Below are 23,344 nucleotides of genomic sequence, written 5' to 3' on the forward strand. Positions count from 1 at the left end.
GGCCTGGAGAATCGTCCGCCTGCAGGAGTATTTCGGAGGGTATACCCAGGTATACCCTCCCTTCAGCCGCCGGTACCCGGACCGACCAGTCCCGACTCGTAAGCGGCGATCACTGCCTGGGTGCGATCACGTACCCCCAGCTTGGACAATATGCGTCCCACGTGGGCTTTCACGGTTACTTCCGACACCGCGATCGCAATGGCAATCTCCGCATTGGACAGCCCGCTCGAGAGGTGGACCAGGACTTCACGTTCACGTGGAGTCAAATCGGCGAGTTGTTCGGCGGAGGTGCGCACCTGCCGCGCTCGGGGTGCGGGAGCGGAAGTGAAATGCTCGATCAAGCGCCGCGTGGTGCTCGGGGCGACCACCGAATCTCCCTCGTGCACATGCTGAATCGCCGATATCAGCTCGTCGATCGGAGCGTCCTTGACGAGAAAGCCACCGGCACCGGCTCGAAGGGCGTCGAACACGTACTCGTCGAGGTCGAAGGTGGTCAGTATCAGTACTTTCGAGTTCGTGGCTTGCACGATTGCACGGGTTGCTTCGATGCCGTCCATCACCGGCATTCTGACGTCCATGAGAACGACGTCGGGGTTGGTCGCCCGAACCACGTCGACGCCTTCGCGTCCGTCGGCAGCTTCGCCGACTATCCGCACCTCGGCGCGCGAGCCGAGCACCAATTTCAGTCCGGCTCGCACGAGGTTCTGATCATCCACCAGCACAACCGATATCGTCACCGTACCGCCTCGGCGGGTAGTGAGACCGCGACGTGGAATCCGTCCGCGGTCGGGCCTGCGTCGAAGGTGCCGCCCTGCGCGAGAACTCGCTCCCGCATACCCATCAGCCCCCACCCGGACGCGGACGACGAATCGGTTCCGCGTCCGTCGTCCGCGACGGTCAACTCGATCGTCGCCGGTCCGTAGTTCAGATGCACTCGCACGGCTCGAACCTCCGGTCCCGCGTGTTTGCCTACGTTGGTCAACGATTCCTGAATCACACGGTAGATCACCAGCTGCAGACCGGGCGGCAACTCGACGGGCTCGCCCGTCACGCGATAGTCGACCGGAATGCCCACCGCCCGCGATCGCTCGACGAGCCCGTCGAGCTGGGCGACACCCGGTGCAGGTACCCGGTCGACCGGATCGTCGGAATGCAGAACGGTGAGCATCGACCGCATCTCGGTCATTGCTTCTCGCCCGGTGTCTCGAACGGTCTCCATTGCCGCGGCGGCCGCATCGGGATCCTGCCGGACGGTGCCTGCGGCACCCTCCGACAACAACACGATCGCGCTCAGGCTGTGGGACACGATGTCGTGTATCTCGCGGGCGATCCGGGTTCGTTCGGCCGCGGCAGCGTCCCGCTCCACCTGCTCGGCGCGGAGCTGCAGGCTGTGGACGTACTCGTTGCGGACGCGCGCCAGCATTCCGGTCAGCCACGCGATCGCCACGATCAGCACCAGCAGCCCCACGTCACCGAAGGACATGCTGTACCGCTCCATCGACGGCATCGTCATCGTGATCGTCCACACCGCCACCGCGACGGCCGCAGGAACCGAGTTCGACGGCGGCCGACTCCGAGCGACGGCGTGCAGAGCGGGAACGAGCATCACATCTGCGACCAGCAGCTCCACCCCGAGCGCGAGTTGCAGATAGGCGGTCGCCACAATCACCGAGAACATCGACAAGGGGCGACGGCGATGGAAGACATACGGCAGACACAGTCCGACCGGCAGGGCATATGCAATCCAAGAGACCGCACTGTCAGGGACCGCGAATCCCTGCACGGGCAGGTTGTAGGCAAAGACCGCAGCTGCGACAGCGCAGTCCAGAAACCTGTGATTGCGCCGGCTCGACCGGGCATCATCGATCACCGTCATCGCCCGATACCGTACTGGACAAGCGCATTCGGGTCACGTCGCTAACGTCGGAAACTACGACACCTCCCGTCGACGCGGCTCTTCACGAGCCCCGTCGCTGCCTTTCCCGCCACTGACGGGCCGTGCGGTTCGGGCAGGGCGCGGAACTGGCTAGGGAGCCAGGCGCGACAGGTTCTTCGAGATGCTCGACGTCAATGCCTTACCGACGATCGCGGCGAGCCCGGGGACGGGCGCGTCGAATCCGATCGTGTAGTCGAGTTCGGTGCCGCCGTCGGTGGTGGGGGTGAACCTCTGCACGCCCCAGTGGCCGCGTAGTGGACCACCCTTGGTGATGCGGTACTCGATCAGAGAGTTCGGCTCGGAGACGATGGTGGTTTCCTCGAACGCGGGCATCGGCCCGAGTTTGAGGCTGCGGGTGGAGCCGACTCCGTTGCGCGATGTATCGCCGTCGCGCACGCGGTCGATCTTCGCCATGAACAGCGGCCCGAGGTTCTCGTGTTCGGACAGCGCCGCGAACACGACCTCGGGTGGGGAAACGAACCGGTGGGTGACGTGGACGCGGGTCGGGGTCGGCATGGTCGTGAAGTCCGTTCGCTCGGGGTCGGCAGAGTCGACTCACAGTAGCGTCGACAGAGCAAAGAAAAGGGACCCACTCGATCGAATCGAGTGGGTCCCTTTCGGTGGTCCAACTGTCGGGGTGGCGGGATTCGAACCCACGACCTCTTCGTCCCGAACGAAGCGCGCTACCAAGCTGCGCCACACCCCGTGTACCGCTGGAGAAGTCTAACTCACGACTGCCTCGGAACGCGAAACGCCCTCGTCGGAGACGTTTTTCGGACCCATTCTTGGGGCCGGAGTCAGCGTGATCAGGGTGGCCTCGGGCCGGCAGCAGAAGCGTGCGGGCGCGTACGGCGAGGTTCCGATTCCCGCGGAGACGTGCAGCTGGGTGTGCGCGCCCCACTTGGACGGGCCCTTGACCCGCGAACGGTCGATCTCGCAGTTGGTCACCAGTGCGCCGTAGAACGGCAGACACAGCTGCCCACCGTGCGTGTGACCGGCGAGGACGAGGTCGTAACCGTCCTGAGCGAACTTGTCCAACACCCGCGGCTCCGGCGAATGCGTGATGCCCAGGCGCAGGTCGGCCAACGGATTGGGCTGACCGGCGATGGTGTCGTATCGATCGCGCTTCAGGTGGGGATCGTCGACGCCCGCCGCCGCGATGCGTACCCCAGCGACCTCGAGCTCACGACGCACGTGAGTGACGTCGAGCCAGCCGCGCTCGGAGAACGCCGCCCGCAGATCGCGCCACGGCAGCGATTCACCGGTCGTGCGCTTGTGGTTCTTGTCGAAATACTTGAACGGGTTCTTCGGCTTGGGTGCGAAGTAGTCGTTGCTGCCGAACACGAACAGGCCCGGCCGGGCGAGCATCGGCCCCAACGCCTGCACGACGCTGGGGACGGCGCGCTGGTGGGAGAGGTTGTCGCCGGTATTGACGACCAGATCGGGCTCGAGCCGGTCCAGTTCACGCAGCCAGTTCTGCTTCATCCGCTGGCCCGGCATCATGTGCAGGTCGCTGATGTGCAGCACCCGCAGGGTCGCCGAACCCGGCTCCAACACGGCCATGGATGTCTCGCGCAGAGTGAAGGCATTGCGCTCGATGAGGGTGGCGTATCCGAGCCCCAACGCCGCCGCGCCTGCAGTCCCGATCACGGAACTCTTCAGCGGAGCTGCTCGGACTGCATCGCGAGCCTGTTCTGCAGCAGTGCGCAGTTGCGTGGAGGCGCTGCGCAGTTGCGCCGAGGTACGGAGAAACGAGGGACTGAATTGTGCGGACACCTCATCCACGATACGGCAGCAACCGGATATGGACGTGCGAGCCGACGACTGCGCCGCGTAGCGTTTCCGCCATGTCCGAACTCAAGGCCCGCCTCCGTACCGACCTCACCGCAGCGATGAAGGCGAAGGACAAACTCCGCCTGGCTACGCTGCGCATGATTCTCGCCGCCATCCAGACCGAGGAGGTCTCCGGTAAGGAGGCCCACGAGTTGACCGACGACGACGTGCTGAAAGTGCTTGCCAAGGAAGCGAAGAAGCGCGGCGAATCGGCCGAGATCTACACCCAGAACGGCCGCGGCGAACTTGCGGCGAACGAGCATGCCGAGGCGCAGATCATCAACGAATACCTGCCCACCCCGCTCACCGACGAGGAACTGGCCACCATCGTCGACACCGCCATCGCGCAGGTGGCCGAGGACCTCGGTGAGCGACCGGCGATGAAGCAGATGGGTCAGGTCATGAAGATCGCGTCGGGACTCGCAGCGGGTAAGGCCGACGGATCGCGACTTTCGAAGGCAGTCAAAGACCGCCTGTAGTGCGCACCACTGCCGCAGGCACTAGCGAGGAGCCGTCAGACCGGGGATCGCCGGAATCTGGATGCCCGGCGGTAGTTCCGGTATCTGGATGTTCGGCAGGGCAGGGGCCGGAGCCGGGGCCGGTCGAACCGAGCCGTCGCTGACGTAGATCGTGATGTTCGATCCCGGCACCGCCGAACCCGACGGTGAGGTCGACACCACGGTGCCGCGTGCAGCCTGGTCGGCCGTCGTCACCGCCGTCACCTGGAAGCCCGCACCCTGCAGCGTGGACGTCGCAGACGACTGGCTCTGACCGGTCACATCGGGAACCTGACCGTTGGCGGAGCCACGGACGTACTTCTGGTCGACGGGTGGCAACGCGACGGGACCGTAGTTGTTGGCGATCGGGGTCATGGCGTCGAACCACGTCCGCGCCGGCTCGTTACCGCCGTACAGATTGCCCGAGCCGCATGGCCGCAGCGGGAACGAGCAGATCTCGCTGGGCGTCGGCGAATCACCGTAGGTGTACACGGCGGCGGCGTAGTTGTTGGTGAACCCGAGGAAGCCCGAGGATCGGTTCGACTCGGTGGTACCGGTCTTACCGGACATCGGCAGGTTCCAGCCGGCGGATGCGGCGGCGGACGCTGATGTGCCGCCTGCCTGGTCGTCCTTGCTCATCGCGTTGGCGAGGGTGTTCGCCAGGCCGGGCTCGACGACCTGCTCGCAGGCCTGGTGCGCGACCGGAACGGGCTTCCCGTCGCGGTCGAAGATCGAATCGATCGGGGTGGGCGGGCACCATTTGCCGCCGGAGGCGAGCGTGGCAGCCACGTTGGACAGTTCCAGCGGGTTGACCCAGGTCGGTCCGAGGGTGAACGAGCCCAGGTTCTGACTCTTCTGGAAATCGGCCATCGACTGGTCGGTGCCCGACGAACCCGGGTCGGTGTACGAGCGCAGGCCGAGGCGAACGGCCATATCGACCGTCGGCGTGACGCCTACCGACTCGATCAGCTTGACGAACGCGGTGTTGGGGGACTGAGCCAGCGCGTCGGTGATGGACAGCGCGGGTGGGTAGTTGCCCGCGTTCTCCACGCAGTACGTGGAAGCGGGGCAGTTTCTGGCACCGCCGTCGCCGACTCCCTTGACCTCCACGCGCTTGGGAACCTGCAGCGTTGCGCTGGTGCCCAGTCCACGCTCCATGGCTGCGGCCGTGGTGAAGATCTTGAAGATCGAGCCCGCTCCGTTGCCGACGAGGGAGTGCGGTTGCGGCTGCACGGTCTCGTCGTCGTCGGCGTTGAGGCCGTAGGTACGGCTGCTGCCCATCGCCAGAACTCGGTGCTGGTCCTGTCCGGGGGCGACGACGTTCATGACAGTGGCGACACCGTCGAGGTTCGGGCTGGTGTTCTCGACCAGCGCGGCCTTGGTGGAGTTCTGCACTGCGGGGTCGAGCGTCGTGCGGATGAGGTACCCGCCCTTGTCGATCTGTTCCTGGCTGATTCCGGCCTGGGCGAGGTACTGCAATGCGTAGTCGCAGAAGAATCCGCGGTCGCCTGCCGCGATGCATCCGCGGGGCAGGGTCTGGGGGACCGGCAGCACACCGAGCGGCTCGGACTTGAGGGCCGTCAGTTCTGCAGCACGCTCGGGCAGGTTCTGAATCATCGTGTCGAGCACGGTGTTCCGGCGCTCGAGCACGCCCTCCTCGTTGGTGTACGGGTTGAGGGCCGAACTGGACTGCACCATTCCGGCGAGCATCGCGGCCTGGACGGCGCTGAGCTGGCTGGCGTCGATGCCGAAGTAGGTCTGGGCCGCGTCCTGGATGCCGAAGGACGCGTTACCGAACGGCACCAGGTTGAGATACCGGGTGAGGATCTCGTCCTTGGTGAGCTCTTTGTCGAGCGTCAGCGCCATCCGAATCTCGCGGATCTTGCGGGCGGGTGTGGTCTCGATCGCGGCACGACGCTCGGCGTCGGTCTTGGCCACCACCAGCAGTTGGTAGTTCTTCACGTACTGCTGATCGATGGTGGACGCGCCCTGCTCCACCTGGCCACTGGTGGTATTGGTCAGGAACGCGCGCAGCGTGCCCTGCCAGTCCACACCTCGGTGTTCGGCGAAGCGGCGGTCCTCGATCGAGACGATGGCGAGCTTCATCTCGTTGGAGATCTTGTCGCTCGGTACCTCGAAACGGCGCTGCTCGTACAGCCAGGCGATGGGTGTGCCGTTGACGTCCGTCATCGTCGAGACGGCAGGTACTGCTCCCTCGACCAGCTCGGCCGACACGTTGTCGACGGTATCGGCGGCTCGGTTCGAGGCGTACCCGAATCCTCCGGCCATGGGGAACATCACGCCGGCGAGCAACGCACCGGCGAGTGCTGAACATCCGGCGAGCTTCGCCACGGTTTTTCCGACTGACACAGAGCACAGCGTACGTGGGTACTGCTCGGACCGGCATCAGGCCCGCATGCGCTGTGTGCTGCGCCCCTGCTCGGGACGGCCGTACCAGAAATGTGACCTCGCCGTCTTGCATTCGCGGCTCGCTTTACCTAAATTATGAGCACGGTGTGATTCACGTAACACTTGATAATGATTGTGGGGCAGCTCTTAGAATTTGTGCTTCGCCAGCGAGGTACAAACTTTCTTGGAGCCTCCGGGACGTCCAGCGAGGACGACCGACACGCAAAGGGGTATCCGCATGCATACGACAACCGCGCCGACGCGACTCGATGTAGAAGAAGCAGAAGCACGCATCGCCTGGGTGTCGCACGCCCGCTGCAAGGGCACGGACCCGGATCAGCTCTTCGTCCGGGGCGCGGCGCAGCGCAAGGCCGCGACGATCTGCCGGCACTGCCCGGTGCTGATGCAGTGCGGTGCGGATGCACTCGACAACCGAGTGGAGTTCGGCGTGTGGGGCGGCATGACGGAACGCCAGCGTCGGGCGCTGCTCAAGCAGCACCCCGAGGTCGACTCCTGGTCCGAATTCTTCGAGACCCAGCGCCAGCAGCAAGCGGCTATCTAGCCCCCCGCCGGGCCCGGCAGGTCCACAGCCTGCCGAGCGCGGCCGATCTAACCCTTGCGGGTCAGCTGATCGGCCACCGCACGTAGCGCGGCAAGGTCGGAGACCTCGAAGGGCAGGGAGGGAACACCGACGATCGGCACGCGGGGGTGCGCACCGGTGAAGCGTCGAAGCAGCCGCACCTCCCGCGCCGCCGTCACAGCACGTTGCGCGTGAATGCGGAGAACCGCAGCGGTCAGCGTCGAGCCCGGGTCGTCGATCCGATCGAGCAGGTCTGCGGCAGTGGCAGCATGATCGGCCTGCACCGAAGACAGAGTCGGGTGCGTCCGGTTCACCACGAGCCCGGCCAACGGCATCTTCTCCGCCGAGAGGCGTTCGACGAAGAACGCCGCCTCCCGCAATGCGTCGGGCTCCGCGGCAGCAACGACGAGGAAGCTGGTGCCGTCCTCGCGTAGCAACTGGTAGGTGCGCGTCGCACGCTCGCGGAATCCGCCGAACATCGAATCCAGCGATTGCACGAAAGACGATGCGTCCGAAAGCATTTGGCTTCCGATGACGGTGGAGACACCGCGCATCGCCAAACTCATCGCGCTGGTGACCACCCGGGTGATGCCACGGCCGGGAGCGGTGAGAAGCCGGATGAACCGGCCGTCGAGGAACGAGCCGAGCCGCTGCGGTGCATCGAGGAAATCCAGTGCATTGCGCGACGGGGGAGTGTCCACCACGATCAGATCCCACGACGAATCCAGGGACAACTGCCCCAGCTTCTCCATCGCCATGTACTCCTGCGTGCCCGAGAAAGACGACGCCACAGTCTGATAGAACGGGTTGGCCAGGACCTGCTCCGCCTTCTCCGGCGTCGAATGTTCGATGACCATCTCGTCGAACGTGCGCCGCATGTTCAGCATCATGGCGTGCAGCTCGCCCTTGGCGCCGGCACCCAATTTCACCGGCTGCGGGCTGTTGTCCAAATCGCCGAGACCGAGAGCCTGAGCCAGGCGGCGGGCCGGATCGATCGTCAACACCACCACGCGCCTGCCCTGCTCGGCGGCACGTAACGCCATCGCGGCGGCCGTCGTCGTCTTACCGACCCCGCCTGCCCCGCAGACCACGACGATCCTCGACGTGGGATCGGTCAGAATGCGATCGACATCGAGTTCGGTTGCTACTGGTCGAGTCATCGGACACCCTGTTCTGCCAGCTTGGCGGCGAGCTCGTACAAGCCGCCGAGATCGACACCGTCGGCCAACATCGGCAACGACATGCGTGCGACGTCGAGTTCGTCGAGTTGAGTTGCGCTCTCCACCTGAGCCGAGAGCGTCGACGCGTGCTCGATCGATTCGGTGAGCAGACCCGCGAAGTCGGCCTCGGAGAGCGTGATTCCGGTTTTGGCGAGGCCGTCCTGGATAGCAGCGGCGTCGATGTCACCCTCGGCGATGGCTTCGAGCGAGTCGTCGGGCAGGAACGTCGGTTCGGTGCGGTTGACGATGACCGTGCCCAGCTGCAGATCTGCCGCCTCGAGTTCACGTACCGCGTCGGCGGTCTCCTGAACCGGCAGGGCTTCGAGCAGTGTGACGAGATGCACGACGGTGTCCGCCGAGTGCAGCAACCGAACCACGCCCTCGCTCTGCGAACGCACCGGGCCGCCCTTGGCCAGATCGGCCATGGCCTTGGTGACGTCGAGGAAGTTCCCGATCCGACCGGTCGGCGGCGAATCGACGACGACCTCGTCGTACGCGCGGTTTCCCTTCTTGTCGGTCCGCACCACACATTCCTTGACCTTGCCGGTCAGAAGCACGTCGCGCAGGCCTGGTGCGATGGTCGTCGCGAACTCGATGGCACCGATCTTGCGCATCGCGCGGCCGGCGAAACCGAGGTTGTAGAACATGTCGAGGTATTCGAGGAACGCGGTCTCGATGTCGATGGCCAGCGCGTAGACCTCACCGCCGCCGTCCGCCGAGGCCACGCGTGTCTCCACGGGTGGCAGCTGCGGCACGTCGAACAGCTGCGCGATGCCCTGCCGTCCCTCGACCTCCACCAGCAGTACCCGTCGGCCGCCGGCGGCGAGCGCCAGCGCCAACGCGGCGGCGACCGTCGACTTGCCGGTGCCGCCCTTACCGGACACGAAATGCAGCCGCGCGGCATCTGCCTTCGCCGGCCATCCCTCTTCGTTCGATGTACCCACGTCTCGACCATATAGAGACTCGATGCCGGTCGTCCGACGGAACCGGCATTCCCGTCTTCGCAGTGACGCGCCCCTCGTGTTCGGCCGAACGATAGGGTCAACAGTCATGAGCGAAAAGATCATCTGGGAGTACTTCACCGCACCGGTGCTGATTCACGCCACCAAGCAGATTCTCGACAACTACGGTTCCGAGGGCTGGGAACTCGTCACGATCATGGCGGGACCGAACGGCGGCGACACGCTGGTCGCGTACTTCAAGCGTCCGAAGGCCTGAGCGCAGATGACCGACTGGAGCGAACGGCTCTCCGAGCTGGGCATCGAGCTACCGGACGTGGTTCCGCCGTTGGCTGCGTACGTCCCGGCAGTACAGGTGGGTTCCCTCGTCTACACCTCGGGTCAGCTGCCCATCGTGGACGGGAATCTGACGTCCGCGGGCAAGGTCGGCTCCGACGTCTCGGCGGAGGACGCCACCGCAGCGGCGCGCATCTGTGCGTTGAACGCGCTCGCCGCGGTCCATGCGCTCGTCGGAATCGACTCGATCGCACGCGTGGTCAAGGCCGTCGGATTCGTGGCGTCCGCCCAGGGGTTCACCGGTCAGCCCGGGGTGATCAACGGGGCGTCGAACGTCATCGGTGAGATCTTCGGTGACGCAGGCAAGCATGCCCGCTCGGCCGTGGGTGTGGCCGAATTGCCCCTCGGTGCTTCGGTGGAAGTGGAGCTCATCGTCGAACTGCGGTAGTCGCCGTTCCGTGGAGGGCGGCGCAGGTCTCGTCGATCGCCGAACGCAGCATGTTCGCGTAGTCGGCGTGGTCGGGAACGGTCGTCGGGCATGCCGCCACGCAGACGGTGACCAGATCGCCGTACCCGTAGACGGCGTGGCTGACGCTGCAGCCGGGCCCGAGCGCGGCGACGCCCGAACACGACTGCGCTCGGGCCGAGCCCAGTGTGAGGTCGAGGCTCGTTCGGTTGACGCTGGTCACGACCGTATGAGTGGTGACCCGATCGGGTGTCCCGGTGCGAGGGGCCGTGCGCCGACCGTGGCGGCCGAAGCCGAGGATCAGAGCCGCTGGATAGACCTCGGCCGATCGAGTTGCATCGAGGTGGCGGTGATCGGTCACGTGTTCGCGCTGCTGTGCCAGTGCTTCCGCGATGGCCGACGCTCGTCGGGTCGCATCGGCAAGCTGCGGGTGCAGACTCACGGCCGCGGGCAGGGTGCGATTGACGGCAGGCCACGGCACCGACGCCGAGAGGGCGGTGGGGACGAGCGCTCGGAGGTCGTCTCGGTCCGGTTCTCCGTGGGCCGCGCAGTACTCGGCCAGCGCAGCCCCGACGGCGGTCAGTGCGGTGACCGTCACGGTCGCCGGCCCACCCGTCCACTGCGACTTCGGGAACTGCAGCACGTGCACGGCCCTGGTCTCGTCGGGATGGGCATTGAATTTCGCGGCCTCGACCGGCGCGGGTACCACCAGCTCCCCGTCTCGCACCGCGGCCAAGTACTTCTTCTGGGCGCGCACCATCGGGATCTGCGACCTCGCCCAACGGAGCGGCAGCAGCACGGCACCTTTGGCAGCGTCGTACCGAGGGCGCGCACGCGACGCCACCGGGTCCGGGAGAGCCGTGTTCTCGGTGTTCTCGCCGCGACCGAACAGGGCGCGGGCGATGTGGGTGCCCACCGATCCGTCGGACATCGCATGACTGATCTGGACGACGACGACAGTGGCCGCTCCCCGAACTCCGTCGACTTTCGAAAGTCCTCGGCCGACATGAATTTTCCACGCCCGATCCGTCGCGTCGATCGGAACGCTCGACAGCTCTGCCAGGAACGACTCGACCGTGTGCCGGCCATCGGACAGGTCGTGATCCACCAGATGGTCGCGAACAGGGTGCGGATCACGGATCCATCGCGGAAATTCCCAGTGCCCCGGTGCTTCGCAAATGCGAATCCCCAACCTCGGAACGAGCCGAGCGCGATGTTCGACATGCGCCACCACCTGGTGAAAACTCGGTGGATCGGCGTCTCCGGAGTCGAAAACGATCGCCGTGTACTGATCCATCGAACGGTGAGGAGCCGAGGCGAAATGAAACATCGCGTCCTTGACGTCCATGATGGTCATGGATTCAGGGTGCCCACTCCCGCGCCCGATCAATCACCTTCTGCAGATGCAGGCCTCGGTGTACCGAGCATTCGTGATCGACACCCGACTCGACCGACTCGAGGAATTCGTCCAGCAACACGGCGAAGCAATCGGTCGACGAGGTCGATCGATCGGTGAGGGTCTCGACTCCGTCGGTGCCGCTCAGCTCGATGCGCATGAGCGACGGCATGATCGGCGTCCGTAGTGACAATTGCACCGTGCTGCGGGCACCGCCCTCGTGTTCGAGCAGCACCGTCCAACTGTCCGATGCCACCTCGCGGTGCGAATAGGCAACGCGTGCAATGGTTCCCAGCGCAGCGTCGAGCAGGTCGAACACGTGTGGCCCGATGTCGAGTATTGCCCCGTCGTCGTGTCGCCACTGCGAATTGGCGTATGCCCCGCCGAGAATCGCCCCGGAGAACCAGGTTCCCGATCCTGCTGCCCAGGTACGTCCGGCCGTCGCGTCGAGGAATTGTCTTGTCTCCGGAGCGAATCGGAGAGTCAAGGTCACCATCGACCGCACTCCGGCCGCCGTGACGGCCGCGGCAAGTTCCTCGGCCTCGGCCACGGTTGCCGCAATCGGCTTGTCCAGCAACACATGTTTGCCTGCCTGAACTGCGCGCAATGCGTACCCGGCCTGCACGGCGGGCGGTACTGCGAACGCCACCGCGTCGACTGCGCCCAACAATGCGTCGAACGAGTCGAAGACCGGCGCTCCCAGTTCGGCCGCGGCGTCCGGTCTGCGTGCCCACACGCCGGTGAAGTCCACACCCGGGTGAGCGAGCAGCGAGGGGGCTTGAGTCTTGCGAGCCCAGGGGCCCGCTCCGACGAGTCCGATCTTCATGAGAGTCGACGGTAGTCCTCGTCACCACGGCCTGGGGTGGGCGACCTACAGTGTTTCAATGGCCGACTCGAACCCCCAGCATCCCGCGTACGGACTTCTTCGGCAGGTGACGCCGACCGCGTCGGTTCTGCTCGCCGACAACCCGGGCAAGATGACTCTCGACGGAACGAACACCTGGATCCTGCGTGCACCGGGTGCCGAGGAATGCATCGTCGTCGATCCGGGTCCGAAGGACCGAGCCCATCTCGACGCCGTCGCCGCGTCGGGCACGGTGGTGCTGACGCTGGTGACCCATCGCCACGCTGATCACACAGGCGGAGTGAAGCGCTTCCACCGCAAGACATCCGCTCCGGTGCGCGCTCTGGGGGAGAAGTTTCTGCACGGGGACGGCGCGACGTTGGCCCACGGCGAGGTCATCGAGGCGGCCGGATTGCGGATCGAGGTCCTGCACACGCCCGGACACACAGCGGATTCGGTGAGCTTCGTGCTCGATGACGCGATCCTGACCGGAGACACGATCCTCGGCCGCGGCACCACGGTGCTCGACCCGAAGGACGGCTCCCTCGCGGATTACCTCGAGTCGTTGGACCGACTGGAATCAGCAGGTGCCGGAAAGACGGTGCTGCCCGGGCACGGACCCGAACTACCGGACGCCGCCGAGGTGGCGCGAGCGTATCGCGCCCACCGTCAGCAGCGGTTGGATCAGGTTCGCGCGGCGCTGGTGGAGATCGGCGAGAACGCGAAACCGATGCAGGTGGTACGCCACGTCTATTCGGACGTGGACAAGAAGCTATGGCCGGCTGCGCGGATGTCGGTCAAGACGCAGCTGGCCTACCTTCGTGAAAGCAGCTAGCTAGCGAGCTGCTGTCCCGACGGGGCTCGGCCTAGCGAGCTCTTCGGGCCAAACGCTCGGAGTCCGAGATCAGCACGGACTTGCCCTCGAGGCGCAACCATCCGCGGTGTGCGAAGTCGGCGAGTGCCTTGTTGACGGTCTCGCGAGAGGCACCGACGAGCTGAGCGATCTCTTCCTGCGTCAGGTCGTGGGTCACGCGAAGTGATCCCGCTTCCTGTGTGCCGAAGCGCTGCGCGAGCTGCAGCAGTGCCTTCGCGACACGTCCGGGGACGTCGGTGAAGATGAGGTCGGCCAGGTTGTTGTTGGTGCGGCGCAACCGGCGAGCCAGCACGCGCAGCAACTGCTCGGCGATCTCGGGGCGCTGGTCGATCCAGTCCTTGAGCGCAGCGCGGTCCATGCTGACCGCGCGCACCTCGGTGACCGTGGTGGCCGAGGACGTACGGGGGCCGGGATCGAAGATGGAGAGCTCGCCGAACATGTCCGACGGTCCCATGATCGTCAGCAGGTTCTCGCGGCCGTCGGGAGAGCGTCGTCCGAGCTTGATCTTGCCGGAAACGATGATGTAGAGCCGGTCTCCGGGCTCACCCTCGTTGAACACGACGTGTCCGCGGGGGAAATCGACAGGCTGCAGCTGCTTCGTCAGGGCCGCAACCGCAGAGGGTTCGACTCCTTGGAAGATGCCGGCCCGTGCCAGGACGTCGTCCACTTGCGCTCCTTTAGGGATGTCGACGATGCGGCAAACCCGCACCACCGAAGGCGTTTGTACACAGTCGTGCCACCCACCGAACTGCGTGGGCAGTTCAGGCGTCGAAGCCGGTGCAATGTTCAAACACAACAATTACCTCAGGGGAGTCTACTTCGACTCGGTCGAAACCGAGTGATCGACGCCACCACAGGTTGCCAGAGCTATTGAGTGTGTGTTCCCGTTCACCGAAAATTCATCGAAATCGCGGCCTATCGGACAAAATGGTTGCTCAGCTGGCGCGTTGGTCGACCATGCCGTCGCGCGTGTCGATGGTCCGCGGTGGGGCCTGCCGACGCTTGCGGGTGTTGAAGCGAGCCAGCGCGTGCGGGAAGCCTTCGTTGGCCAGTGTGGCGACCTCGGACTTGCTCGCCTGATCGAGAAATTCCTCTACTTCGTGCTCTCGGACGCCGAGCTTGCTGAGCCGGAACTCGACGCGCTCCATCGCGAGTGCGAAGAGCATGAGTAGTACCGGAAAGAGCACCACGGCGAGTCCTTGCATACCGGCCAGTTAACACCGAAAAGGTCTCGATACAAACACAGCTCGGTGCGGTCGCGTAGTTCGTTACGCATTCTTGTCCGTACAGTTGTGGAGTGGATTCGACAGCTCCGAAACGCCCCGACGTGCGCAAACGCGAGGAGACGCACCTCGGGCTCGTGCGTCGAGCTCGGCGAATGAATCGGACGCTCGGGGTCGCCTTTCCGCACGTGTACTGCGAACTCGACTTCACGACGCCCCTCGAACTGGCCGTGGCGACCATCCTGTCCGCACAGTGCACCGACAAGCGCGTCAACATGGTCACCCCGGCACTGTTCGTGAGATACCGCACAGCCCGCGACTACGCCGAAGCGGACCGAACCGAACTCGAGGAGTTCATCCGCACCACGGGGTTCTATCGGAACAAGGCCAACTCGTTGATCGGTCTCGGCCAGAAGCTGCTGGAGAACTTCGACGGCGAAGTGCCGGCGACGCTGAAAGACCTCGTCACCCTTCCGGGTATCGGCCGCAAGACGGCCAACGTCGTTCTCGGCAACGCGTTCGACGTACCCGGCATCACGGTCGACACCCACTTCGGTCGGCTGGTGCGGCGCTGGCAGTGGACGGAGGAAGAGGACCCGGTCAAGGTCGAGCACGCGGTCGGTGCACTGATAGAGCGCAAAGAGTGGACCGTGCTCTCGCATCGCGTCATCTTCCACGGTCGACGCGTCTGCCACTCCCGTACTCCGGCGTGCGGAGTGTGCGTCCTCGCCAAGGACTGCCCGTCGTTCGGCCTGGGTCCGACCGATCCGGCCGCCGCTGCAGCCCTGGTGAAGGGTCCCGAAACCGAACACCTTCTCGCCCTTGCCGGAATCGTGTCGTGAACAAGGCCGCTCTTCGCTGGTCTCTGGTTGCGCTCATTCTCGTCGTCGGGATGGTCTACGCGCTGTGGCCCCGCAGTGAATCTCCCGGCGCGCAGCGCTCGGACGGCCCCGGCCTCGGTCAGGCAGGACCGTCGACGGCCGAACGCCGCGCCGCCGACACACCCGAAGCTCTCGCACCGTTGCGACAGAACGCCGGTCTCGCCGCATGTCCGACGCCGTCCGGCACGTCAACGGGCCCGTTGACGGGCATCACACTCGAATGCATCGGCGACGGCTCGTACGTCGACCTGGGCCAAGCCCTGGCCGGCCGCCCCGCGTTGCTGAACATCTGGGCCTACTGGTGCGGACCCTGCGCGGAGGAACTGCCGTACCTGCAGCAATACGCGGAGCGGGCGGGTGATGCCATCACTGTCCTCACGGTGCACAACGACGCCAACGAGGCGAACGGCCTCACTCGGCTCACCGATTACGGGGTCACTCTGCCCGGAGTTCAGGACGGCGGCGGCCGCGTCGCGGCCGCGGTGGGAGCACCGAACGTCCTGCCCGTATCCGTTTTGATATCTGCGGATGGCACTGTCGCCAAGGTGCTACCTCAACCCTTCACAGGCGTCGACGACATCGCCGACGCGGTGCGCGAGAACCTCGGAGTCGCGTCGTGAGCGCACCCGAGTGGCTCGGGCGCATGCTCGACGTCGCCGGCAGCGCGAACGGACTGACCGACACCACCGGCATCAACCCGGTGCTGCAGCGGCACGCGCAGCCTGCCGACCGAACCCGTTCCGCGGCGGTGTTGGTGCTGTTCGGCGGGCCGGCAGCCGCTGACCCGGCCGCACCCGGCGGGCTACCAGCCGACGCCGACGTACTGCTGACCCAGCGCGCGTCGACACTGCGTGATCACAGCGGACAGATCGCCTTCCCCGGTGGTGCCACCGATCCCGGCGACGACGGTCCCATCGGTACGGCGCTGCGGGAGGCGCAGGAGGAAACCGGGCTCGACCCCGCAGGCGTCGTCCCGCTGGCAACGATGCCCGGGATCTACGTGCCGCCGTCGCGCTTCGATGTGGTTCCGGTGCTTTCGTACTGGCAGGCCCCGAGTCCGGTTCGGGTGGTCGACGCGGGCGAAACCGAGCGGGTGGTGCGAGTTCCGTTGCGAGAGTTGCTCGATCCGGACAACAGATTCCAGGTGCGCCATCCCGCCGGCTACCAGGGCCCGGCCTTTTCGGTACAGGGAATGCTGGTGTGGGGATTCACGGGCGGTATTCTGGCGGGCCTGCTCGCTGTGTCGGGCTGGGAGTCCGAGTGGGACACGGGGGACATACGCGATCTGGAGGCCAGCTTGACTGCGGTAGGAGCGAGGCTCGATCGGTGACGGGTTCAGGGTGGGTCGATATCGCGGTGGTCGCCATCGCACTGTTGGCAGCAACATCGGGATGGCGGCAGGGTGCGGTGGCGTCGGCGCTGGCGTTTCTCGGCGTCGTGCTCGGGGCCGTTGCCGGCATTCTGGTGGCACCGCACGTGCTCGAGCACGTCGACGGTTCGCGAATGCGGGTCTTCGTCGGCATCGCGTTGATCGTGGTGTTGGTGATCGTCGGTGAGGTGGCCGGCATGGTTCTGGGGCGCGCGTTGCGCAGCGGAATACATTCGCGCGCAGCCAGATCCGTCGACAGCACTATCGGGGCCGGTCTGCAGGCCGCGGCCGTTCTGGCTGCCGCGTGGTTGCTCGCCATTCCGCTGACGTCGTCGTCGCAGCCCGAGGTCGCCAGTGCGGTTCGCGGCTCGACGGTCCTGGGCAAGGTCGACGAGGTGGCACCCGACTGGTTGCGTCAGGTGCCCAAGGAATTCTCGGCGCTGCTCGATACCTCCGGATTGCCGGACGTCATCGGACCGTTCGGTCGCACGCCGGTTGCCGACGTCGCAGCTCCGGATTCCGGCATCGCCGCGGGTCCGATTCCGGTGGCGCTGCAGTCGAGCGTCATCAAGATCAACGGCATCGCGCCGAGCTGCCAGAAAGCACTGGAGGGCTCCGGCTTCGTCGTCGGCTCCGACCTGGTGATGACCAACGCGCACGTCGTGGCCGGCACGTCCGAGGTGACCGTCGATTCTCCCAACGGCCCACTCGACGCCGACGTCGTACTGTTCGACCCCGAAGAAGACGTTGCCGTGCTTCGTGTTTCGGAGCTGCAGGCACCGGTGCTGAACTTCGCGCCGACGCCGGCCGAATCCGGATCCGACGCCATCGTGCTCGGTTACCCCGGCGGCGGTCCCTACACGGCGAGCCCGGCCCGGATCCGCGAGATCATCAACCTCAGCGGCCCCGACATCTACCGCACCGGAACCGTCCAACGCGAGGTCTACACGGTGCGCGGATCGGTGCGGCAGGGCAATTCCGGTGGACCGCTGGTCAACTCGTCCGGTGAGGTTCTCGGTGTCGTGTTCGGTGCCGCTGTCGACGACCCCGACACCGGATTCGTGCTGACCGCGTCGGAGATCGCGGACGAGCTGGCGAGGAGCTTCGATGCGCCGGTCAGCGTGGGTACCGGCGACTGCATCGTCTGACCCTGTCGTCTAGCCGTCGCGCACGATGCGCAGGATCTCCTCGGACACCACGTCCGGTGCTTCCTGGTGCACGTAGTGCCCCACGTCCCGCACTGTTCGACGCGTCAGGCCCGGGGCCCAGTGCCGATCCCGATCGAGGGTGGTGGGCAGCACGTACGGGTCGAGGTCGCCGATGATCTGCGCGACGGGAATCGAGGTGCGCACGTCGACGGCATCCATGAAGCGGCGGCCGTCGGAACGGAACTGGCTGCGGAACGCCCAGCGCTGATATTCGAGCGCACAATGTGCGGCACCGGGAATGCGGATGGCAGAGCTCATCTTGGCTGCGGTGTCCGCAAAATCCTCGGTGCTCTTCCAGGCGGACCCGGCTCGACTACGCATCAGCTCTTCCACCGCGCCGCCGCCTCGACGCGTGAGCAGCCTCTCGGGCCGCAGCGGAACCTGGTAGCGAACGAAGTGCGGCAGCAGAGCCGCGCGTTGTGCAGAATCCTTCAACACGGCGCGGCGCAGGGAGATGGGGTGTGGGGCGTTGATCAGCACCATCGAGCGCACCAGACGTGGATGCAGAGCCGAGCTGGCCCAGCAGACCAGTCCGCCGTCGGCGTGGCCGACGAACGTGGCGTTCGGGTAGCCGAGGGCTCGAATCAGGCCGACGATGTCGCCGGCGAGGGTCCACCCGTCGTATCCGCGTGGGGGTTTGTCGGAGTCGCCGTACCCACGCAGGTCGACGGCGACGGCGCGCACACCGGACCGAGCGAGTGCGTCGAGTTGGTGTCGCCACGAGTACCAGAAATCGGCGAAGCCGTGCAGTAGGACCACCAGCGGCGCGTTCGGTTCGTGTTCGCCGACTTCGACGATGTGGAACCGGATTCCGTTGGCATGGATATCGCGATGGATCCACTGTCCCGGGTAGCGGACCGTGGACGGATCGGGTTGATTCATACTGCTCGACTCGCCGGGCGTCGACTACTTCTTGTAGCCGGGAATTCCGGGGATGGACTCGTGCTGGTTCGGCAGTACCGTCGACGCCTGCTTGAGAGAGTCGATGGTCTTCTCGGGCTTGCGCAGCTTCTTGACTCTGCGATAGCCCAGGAAACCGAACAGCGCCGCGGCCAACACCATGACGGCGAACACGATGAGGAAGGCCGCCCAGCGGTAGAGCCACACGTCGAGCAGCTCCGCGGCGAAGAAGAAGAAGAAGAACGAGCTGAACAGCAACACCGTCAACGCGATGATGAAGAAGACGCTGCCCTGCAGACCCTTCTTGACCTCGCCGGTGACCTCGGCTTTGGCGAGAGCGACTTCGGCGCGCACGAGCGTCGAGACCTGGGTGGTGGCGTCCTTGACGAGATTTCCGATGCTGGCGCTACCAGGGGTGCGGGCATCGACATCGGTCAGAGGTATCGACGAAATCGTATTCGGGACGCCGTTTCCGTATCCCTTGTCATTGCTGACGCTCAACTCTCGACCCCTTGTAATCGCTCTGCTCGGTGTTGCGGAAGATCGTATCGACAGTAGTGCCTAGGTAGCAGGTTAACCGCTACGCGGCAGCCGAGCGATGCTCGGCCCGCCGATGGTTACCTCCCCGCCCGTCGAGACAAACACGGAAATGTTGCACCAATCGGCAACGAACAGACCGGGGGCGTGAAATTCTCAGGTGTTCATCAGGTAATTTCCAGGGAACTTCCCTCTTCAGGAGCAATTCGTGAGTTCACCACACGCCGTCACGGACGACGGCGCAATTCCCGCACCTCAGGTGCCTCGGTCGCGCATCGTGATCGCCTCGATGGTCGGCACGTCGATCGAGTTCTTCGACTTCTACATCTATGCCACCGCCGCCGTGCTCGTCTTCCCCCGCCTGTTCTTCCCCGCGGGCAACGACACGACCGCGCTGCTCGCGTCGTTCGCGACGTTCGGTTTGGCGTTCGTGGCGCGACCCATCGGCTCGATTCTGTTCGGCCACTTCGGCGATCGCATAGGACGAAAGGCGACCCTCGTCGGGTCCCTGCTGACGATGGGTGTCGCGACATTCGCGATCGGACTCCTGCCGACGTACGCCGCGGTGGGTCTGTGGGCACCGGCTCTGCTGGCGATCATGCGCTTCACCCAGGGCGTCGGCCTCGGCGGTGAGTGGAGCGGTGCGGCGTTGCTGGCCACCGAAACCGCCAAGCCGGGCAAGCGAGCCTGGGCGGCGATGTACCCGCAGCTGGGCGCACCGATCGGCTTCTTCTTCGCCAACGGCATCTTCTTGCTCATCGTCATCGCGACCGGCTACGACTCCGCGAACTCCGGCACCGACCACGCGTTCCTCACGTGGGGCTGGCGTATCCCGTTCCTGCTCAGCGCGATCATGGTGATCATCGGCCTGTACGTCCGACTCAAGCTCGAGGAGACGCCGGTGTTCAAGCTGGCCGTCGAGCGCGGCCAGAAGGTCAAGACCCCGTTGGCTCAGGTGTTCAAGACCAGCTGGCGTCAGCTGATCATCGGTACCTTCGTCATGCTCGCCACCTACACGCTGTTCTACATCATGACCACGTGGGTGGTCAGCTACGGAACGGGCAAGGTGGCCGACGTCAACGGTCCCAAGCTGGCCATCCCGTACACGGACTTCCTGGAGCTCCAGCTCATCGCGGTGCTGTTCTTCGCGGCCCTGATCCCGGTCGCCGGGCTGCTCGCCGACAAGTACGGCCGACGTCCGACGCTCATCGTCATCACCGCGGCGATCGTGCTGTTCGGTCTGTCGTTCCATTGGTTCGCCGACCCGTCGTCCGCGTCGGCAGGCAAGATGCTGGTGTTCATGTGCGTCGGCCTCGGACTGATGGGCCTGACGTTCGGACCCATGAGTGCCGTTCTGCCCGAGCTGTTTCCGACCAACGTGCGCTACACGGGTTCGGGAATCTCGTACAACACCGCGTCGATCCTCGGTGCCGCAGTGGCCCCGTTCATCGCCACCTGGCTGGTGAGCAGCTACGGCGTCGGCTGGGTCGGCGTCTACCTGGCCATCGCTGCGGCACTGACACTGATCTCGCTGATCATCATGAAGGAAACACGAGACCAGTCGCTCGACAGCGTGTAGAGCGGCTGTGCCGCACGTGAGCGGAACTTCGTAGTGGGCTACGAAGTTCCGCTCACATGGGCGGCCTCGAAGTCGTTGCAGTGCAGACAATTCGGGCATTCTTCGGGTGACGGTGATGATTGACGGTCGATTTTCAGGAAGTTGACCGCACATCCTCAGGATCGAGGTCGACAGTGATCGACTGTGACCATCCAATCTGTGAGCGCCGACTCTGGACTCGACGTGAATCGACCACGTTGGGCGATGCCCACTCTCGCTGCCCTTCTCGTCGGAACAGCAGGGGCCTACGCCCTCGATCTGAACCGCGAGCAGTGGGGTAATTCCTTCTACGCGGCGGCCGTTCAGGCCGGCTCGATCAGTTGGAAGGCGTTCCTGTTCGGTTCGTCCGACGCCGCGAACTCCATCACGGTGGACAAGCCACCGGCGTCGCTGTGGATCATGGAACTCTCGGTACGGACTTTCGGTCTCAACTCGTGGTCGCTGTTGTTGCCGCAGGTGCTGATGGCCGTGCTGAGTGTGGGAATCATGTACGCGATCGTCGCCCGCCGATTCGGATACGGGGCAGCGTTGATTGCGGGCGCGATCTTGGCCACTACGCCGACCTTCGCGCTGATGTTCCGCTACGACAATCCCGACGCCTTGCTCACCCTCACCCTGTTGGGGGCAGCGTGGGCGATGCTGCGCGCTCTCGAAGACGGACGCACTCGCTGGCTGGTGCTGACCGGCGCTGTCATGGGTCTGGGATTCCTGACCAAACAGCTGCAGGCGTTCCTCGTCGTTCCGGCTCTTGCCGTGGCCTACGCCGCGTTCGGTCCGCCCAAGCTCGGAACTCGACTTCTGCAGTTGCTGGCCGCCGGTGCCGCCGTGCTCGTCTCCGCGGGATGGTGGGTTGCGATCGTGCAACTGGTGCCGGCGGCGGACCGGCCCTGGGTCGGCGGATCGAAGACCGACAGCATCCTGGATCTGACCTTCGGCTACAACGGCTTGGGTAGGTTGACCGGTAACGAACATGCGGGCACCGCCGGATCTCCTGCCGGGGATGCAGCGCAGGCAGGCGGTTTCGGGCCGGGTGGGCACGGACCGCAGACGGGCATCACCCGAATGTTCGCGGCCGCCCAGGGAGGTCAGATCTCGTGGTTGATTCCGGCCGCACTGGTGCTCGTGGTTGCGGGAATCCTGTTGCGCGGCAGAGCTCCTCGGCAGGACTTTCAGCGCGCGTGGTTCGTGATGTGGGGGCTGTGGCTCGTCGGGTGCTCGGTGGTGTTCAGCTTCATGTCGGGGACCTTCCACCCCTACTACACGATCGTCGTCGCTCCGGCGATCGCCGCCATCGTCGGAGCGGCTGTCCGTGAGCTGTGGGTGAGGCGCGAAAAGGCCGTGTGGCGTGCGGTTCTCGTGCTGGCATCTGCGATCACGACGGCCACATCGTTCGTCTTTCTGGCGCGAAGTCCCGAATTTCTGCCGTGGCTGCGGTGGGTAGTGCTGGGAGTCGGGGTTTTCGTCGCAGCGGCCCTGGTGTTCCGTCGGTCCCGATCGATCTCGATTGCACTGGGAGCGATGGCAATTGCGGTCGCTCTTGCCGGCCCCGTCGCGTACGTCGCCGATACCGTGGTCACTCCGCACACAGGAGGTGGCCCGTCGGCCGGGCCTGCGGTTGCATCCGACCAGGCCGCGTATCGAAGTGGTCGAGGGGGTGAAGATGCCGAGCGGTCAACGCAATTCGGCTCTCCATCGGCTCCCGACGCGGAGCTGACCGCACTCCTCGAGGCCGATCCGCAGAAGTACACCTGGGCGGCGGCGACGATCGGATCCAATGCCGCCGCGGTCCTACAGCTCGCGACCGACGACCCGGTGATGCCGGTGGGCGGATTCTCCGGAACCGACCCGTCGCCCACACTCGACCAATTCGAGGCCGACGTGGCCGCGGGAAAGATCCACTACTTCATTGCAGGAACGGGCAAGACCAGGCCGTCGGCAATCGGTGACTGGGTGGCCGCGACCTTCACACCGAGGACCGTCGGCGATTACACGGTGTTCGATCTGAGTGCCTGAGGCAGTGGTGCGGTTGAGTGCCTCAGGGGGCACTCAACCGCACCACTGGCCGTCAGCGGCCTTTTTTGATTGCCTCGAACACCTTCGGGTCGACGAGGGTGGAGACGTCGCCGAGTTCGCGGCCTTCGGCGACGTCGCGGAGGAGGCGTCGCATGATCTTGCCGGAGCGGGTCTTGGGCAGCTCCGGCACGATGGAGATCTCGCGCGGCCGGGCGATCGGTGAGATCTCCTTGGAGACCTGCGCTTTGAGTTCGGCGATCAACGCATCGCCGGTGTTCTCCTCGCCGGCCCGCAGGATGACGAAC

At 65.3% G+C, this 23,344-nt stretch carries 25 protein-coding genes and 1 tRNA gene; 11 read left to right on the forward strand and 15 right to left on the reverse strand.

Annotated elements, in window-relative coordinates:
* Positions 1 to 62 precede the first annotated feature (62 nt).
* The 5 genes from CH286_RS11760 to CH286_RS11780 form a co-directional block, all read right to left on the reverse strand.
* Positions 63 to 737, reverse strand: a complete 675-nt coding sequence (locus CH286_RS11760) for a response regulator (protein ID WP_032404579.1) — start codon at positions 735 to 737, stop codon at positions 63 to 65.
* Positions 734 to 1,876, reverse strand: coding sequence for a sensor histidine kinase (locus tag CH286_RS11765; protein ID WP_094609295.1), 1,143 nt, complete (start codon positions 1,874 to 1,876; stop codon positions 734 to 736). The genes CH286_RS11760 and CH286_RS11765 overlap by 4 nt, the downstream gene beginning before the upstream one ends.
* A gap of 150 nt (positions 1,877 to 2,026) precedes the next feature.
* Entirely contained in the window at positions 2,027 to 2,452 is a 426-nt protein-coding gene (locus tag CH286_RS11770; RefSeq protein ID WP_032404581.1) for an SRPBCC family protein, read from the reverse strand.
* 116 nt (positions 2,453 to 2,568) lie between these two features.
* A tRNA-Pro gene (locus CH286_RS11775) sits at positions 2,569 to 2,642 on the reverse strand.
* A 17-nt stretch (positions 2,643 to 2,659) separates the two neighbouring features.
* Positions 2,660 to 3,598 carry a metallophosphoesterase gene (locus CH286_RS11780; protein WP_032380682.1) on the reverse strand — a complete coding sequence of 313 codons (939 nt, stop codon included), beginning with the start codon at positions 3,596 to 3,598 and terminating at the stop codon, positions 2,660 to 2,662.
* 185 nt (positions 3,599 to 3,783) lie between these two features.
* Between CH286_RS11780 and CH286_RS11785 the strand changes: the two genes are divergently transcribed.
* Positions 3,784 to 4,248, forward strand: a complete 465-nt coding sequence (locus tag CH286_RS11785) for a GatB/YqeY domain-containing protein (RefSeq protein WP_032380026.1) — start codon at positions 3,784 to 3,786, stop codon at positions 4,246 to 4,248.
* Between the two features lie 21 nt (positions 4,249 to 4,269).
* Here the strand turns inward: CH286_RS11785 and CH286_RS11790 are convergent, their stop codons facing one another.
* Positions 4,270 to 6,618, reverse strand: coding sequence for a penicillin-binding protein (locus CH286_RS11790; RefSeq protein WP_032380683.1), 2,349 nt, complete (start codon positions 6,616 to 6,618; stop codon positions 4,270 to 4,272).
* 295 nt (positions 6,619 to 6,913) lie between these two features.
* Between CH286_RS11790 and CH286_RS11795 the strand changes: the two genes are divergently transcribed.
* Positions 6,914 to 7,237 (forward strand): WhiB family transcriptional regulator, encoded by a 324-nt coding sequence (locus CH286_RS11795; RefSeq protein ID WP_008712729.1) that lies wholly within the window; start codon positions 6,914 to 6,916, stop codon positions 7,235 to 7,237.
* Positions 7,238 to 7,284: 47 nt separating this feature from the next.
* On the opposite strand, the gene CH286_RS11800 is transcribed toward CH286_RS11795, so the two are convergent.
* The gene (locus tag CH286_RS11800) at positions 7,285 to 8,415 is read right to left on the reverse strand and encodes an ArsA family ATPase (RefSeq protein WP_094609296.1); all 1,131 of its coding nucleotides are present in this window, start codon (positions 8,413 to 8,415) and stop codon (positions 7,285 to 7,287) included.
* Positions 8,412 to 9,419, reverse strand: coding sequence for an ArsA-related P-loop ATPase (locus CH286_RS11805; RefSeq protein WP_032380028.1), 1,008 nt, complete (start codon positions 9,417 to 9,419; stop codon positions 8,412 to 8,414). Before CH286_RS11805 ends, CH286_RS11800 begins: the two co-directional genes overlap by 4 nt.
* Positions 9,420 to 9,525: 106 nt before the next feature.
* Between CH286_RS11805 and CH286_RS11810 the strand changes: the two genes are divergently transcribed.
* Positions 9,526 to 9,693: a DUF4177 domain-containing protein gene (locus tag CH286_RS11810; protein WP_094609297.1), complete on the forward strand. Its 168-nt coding sequence runs from the start codon at positions 9,526 to 9,528 to the stop codon at positions 9,691 to 9,693.
* 6 nt (positions 9,694 to 9,699) lie between these two features.
* On the forward strand, positions 9,700 to 10,158 hold the full coding sequence (locus CH286_RS11815) for a RidA family protein (RefSeq protein ID WP_032380029.1): 459 nt from the start codon (positions 9,700 to 9,702) through the stop codon (positions 10,156 to 10,158).
* Here CH286_RS11815 and CH286_RS11820 read toward each other — a convergent pair.
* Positions 10,139 to 11,533, reverse strand: coding sequence for a wax ester/triacylglycerol synthase domain-containing protein (locus CH286_RS11820; RefSeq protein ID WP_094609298.1), 1,395 nt, complete (start codon positions 11,531 to 11,533; stop codon positions 10,139 to 10,141). The genes CH286_RS11815 and CH286_RS11820 overlap by 20 nt on opposite strands.
* 4 nt (positions 11,534 to 11,537) lie before the next feature.
* The gene (locus CH286_RS11825) at positions 11,538 to 12,398 is read right to left on the reverse strand and encodes a Gfo/Idh/MocA family protein (RefSeq protein WP_032404584.1); all 861 of its coding nucleotides are present in this window, start codon (positions 12,396 to 12,398) and stop codon (positions 11,538 to 11,540) included.
* A 58-nt stretch (positions 12,399 to 12,456) separates the two neighbouring features.
* Here CH286_RS11825 and CH286_RS11830 point away from each other — a divergent pair, with 58 nt between their 5' ends.
* Positions 12,457 to 13,251, forward strand: coding sequence for an MBL fold metallo-hydrolase (locus tag CH286_RS11830; RefSeq protein ID WP_037149947.1), 795 nt, complete (start codon positions 12,457 to 12,459; stop codon positions 13,249 to 13,251).
* A gap of 31 nt (positions 13,252 to 13,282) precedes the next feature.
* Here CH286_RS11830 and CH286_RS11835 read toward each other — a convergent pair whose 3' ends face one another.
* Positions 13,283 to 13,957, reverse strand: a complete 675-nt coding sequence (locus CH286_RS11835; protein WP_027494494.1) for a Crp/Fnr family transcriptional regulator — start codon at positions 13,955 to 13,957, stop codon at positions 13,283 to 13,285.
* 268 nt (positions 13,958 to 14,225) lie between these two features.
* A complete protein-coding gene (locus CH286_RS11840) occupies positions 14,226 to 14,495 on the reverse strand; it encodes a hypothetical protein (RefSeq protein WP_032404586.1) in 270 nt (89 codons plus the stop codon).
* A gap of 173 nt (positions 14,496 to 14,668) precedes the next feature.
* Here CH286_RS11840 and nth point away from each other — a divergent pair, with 173 nt between their 5' ends.
* From nth to marP, 4 genes are read left to right on the forward strand one after another with little or no spacing between them, the layout of a single operon-like run.
* Complete coding sequence (gene nth / locus CH286_RS11845) at positions 14,669 to 15,355, forward strand: endonuclease III (protein WP_230592615.1); 687 nt, start codon at positions 14,669 to 14,671, stop codon at positions 15,353 to 15,355.
* 50 nt (positions 15,356 to 15,405) lie between these two features.
* Positions 15,406 to 16,014, forward strand: coding sequence for a TlpA family protein disulfide reductase (locus CH286_RS11850; RefSeq protein ID WP_094609306.1), 609 nt, complete (start codon positions 15,406 to 15,408; stop codon positions 16,012 to 16,014).
* A 23-nt stretch (positions 16,015 to 16,037) separates the two neighbouring features.
* On the forward strand, positions 16,038 to 16,724 hold the full coding sequence (locus CH286_RS11855; protein ID WP_094609307.1) for an NUDIX hydrolase: 687 nt from the start codon (positions 16,038 to 16,040) through the stop codon (positions 16,722 to 16,724).
* Complete coding sequence (gene marP, locus CH286_RS11860; protein ID WP_032380036.1) at positions 16,721 to 17,911, forward strand: acid resistance serine protease MarP; 1,191 nt, start codon at positions 16,721 to 16,723, stop codon at positions 17,909 to 17,911. The genes CH286_RS11855 and marP overlap by 4 nt, the downstream gene beginning before the upstream one ends.
* Before the next feature lie 9 nt (positions 17,912 to 17,920).
* Here marP and CH286_RS11865 read toward each other — a convergent pair whose 3' ends face one another.
* Both CH286_RS11865 and CH286_RS11870 read right to left on the reverse strand, forming a co-directional pair.
* A complete protein-coding gene (locus tag CH286_RS11865; protein WP_032404589.1) occupies positions 17,921 to 18,853 on the reverse strand; it encodes an alpha/beta fold hydrolase in 933 nt (310 codons plus the stop codon).
* Positions 18,854 to 18,877: 24 nt separating this feature from the next.
* The gene (locus CH286_RS11870) at positions 18,878 to 19,372 is read right to left on the reverse strand and encodes a phage holin family protein (protein WP_032404590.1); all 495 of its coding nucleotides are present in this window, start codon (positions 19,370 to 19,372) and stop codon (positions 18,878 to 18,880) included.
* 244 nt (positions 19,373 to 19,616) lie between these two features.
* Here CH286_RS11870 and CH286_RS11875 point away from each other — a divergent pair, with 244 nt between their 5' ends.
* Both CH286_RS11875 and CH286_RS11880 read left to right on the forward strand, forming a co-directional pair.
* Positions 19,617 to 20,987 (forward strand): MFS transporter, encoded by a 1,371-nt coding sequence (locus CH286_RS11875; protein ID WP_032380039.1) that lies wholly within the window; start codon positions 19,617 to 19,619, stop codon positions 20,985 to 20,987.
* 198 nt (positions 20,988 to 21,185) lie between these two features.
* Positions 21,186 to 23,039, forward strand: coding sequence for a glycosyltransferase family 39 protein (locus CH286_RS11880; protein ID WP_369597538.1), 1,854 nt, complete (start codon positions 21,186 to 21,188; stop codon positions 23,037 to 23,039).
* 52 nt (positions 23,040 to 23,091) lie between these two features.
* Here the strand turns inward: CH286_RS11880 and CH286_RS11885 are convergent.
* Positions 23,092 to 23,344 (reverse strand): AMP-binding enzyme (locus CH286_RS11885; protein ID WP_441347115.1); only part of this gene is annotated, 253 nt, incomplete at its 5' end.

It is taken from the genome of Rhodococcus sp. WWJCD1 (genome assembly GCF_002258735.1).
GTDB lineage: Bacteria > Actinomycetota > Actinomycetes > Mycobacteriales > Mycobacteriaceae > Rhodococcoides.

Coding starts and splice junctions, on each gene's coding strand:
- CH286_RS11820 (WP_094609298.1), bottom strand. CDS start 11,533: ATGACCATCATGGACGTCAAGGACGCGATGTTTCATTTCGCCTCGGCT.
- CH286_RS11795 (WP_008712729.1), top strand. CDS start 6,914: ATGCATACGACAACCGCGCCGACGCGACTCGATGTAGAAGAAGCAGAA.
- CH286_RS11830 (WP_037149947.1), top strand. CDS start 12,457: ATGGCCGACTCGAACCCCCAGCATCCCGCGTACGGACTTCTTCGGCAG.
- nth (WP_230592615.1), top strand. CDS start 14,669: ATGAATCGGACGCTCGGGGTCGCCTTTCCGCACGTGTACTGCGAACTC.
- CH286_RS11765 (WP_094609295.1), bottom strand. CDS start 1,876: ATGACGGTGATCGATGATGCCCGGTCGAGCCGGCGCAATCACAGGTTT.
- CH286_RS11815 (WP_032380029.1), top strand. CDS start 9,700: ATGACCGACTGGAGCGAACGGCTCTCCGAGCTGGGCATCGAGCTACCG.
- CH286_RS11770 (WP_032404581.1), bottom strand. CDS start 2,452: ATGCCGACCCCGACCCGCGTCCACGTCACCCACCGGTTCGTTTCCCCA.
- CH286_RS11865 (WP_032404589.1), bottom strand. CDS start 18,853: ATGAATCAACCCGATCCGTCCACGGTCCGCTACCCGGGACAGTGGATC.
- CH286_RS11785 (WP_032380026.1), top strand. CDS start 3,784: ATGTCCGAACTCAAGGCCCGCCTCCGTACCGACCTCACCGCAGCGATG.
- CH286_RS11840 (WP_032404586.1), bottom strand. CDS start 14,495: ATGCAAGGACTCGCCGTGGTGCTCTTTCCGGTACTACTCATGCTCTTC.
- CH286_RS11855 (WP_094609307.1), top strand. CDS start 16,038: ATGCTCGACGTCGCCGGCAGCGCGAACGGACTGACCGACACCACCGGC.
- CH286_RS11810 (WP_094609297.1), top strand. CDS start 9,526: ATGAGCGAAAAGATCATCTGGGAGTACTTCACCGCACCGGTGCTGATT.
- CH286_RS11825 (WP_032404584.1), bottom strand. CDS start 12,398: ATGAAGATCGGACTCGTCGGAGCGGGCCCCTGGGCTCGCAAGACTCAA.
- CH286_RS11800 (WP_094609296.1), bottom strand. CDS start 8,415: ATGACTCGACCAGTAGCAACCGAACTCGATGTCGATCGCATTCTGACC.
- CH286_RS11850 (WP_094609306.1), top strand. CDS start 15,406: ATGGTCTACGCGCTGTGGCCCCGCAGTGAATCTCCCGGCGCGCAGCGC.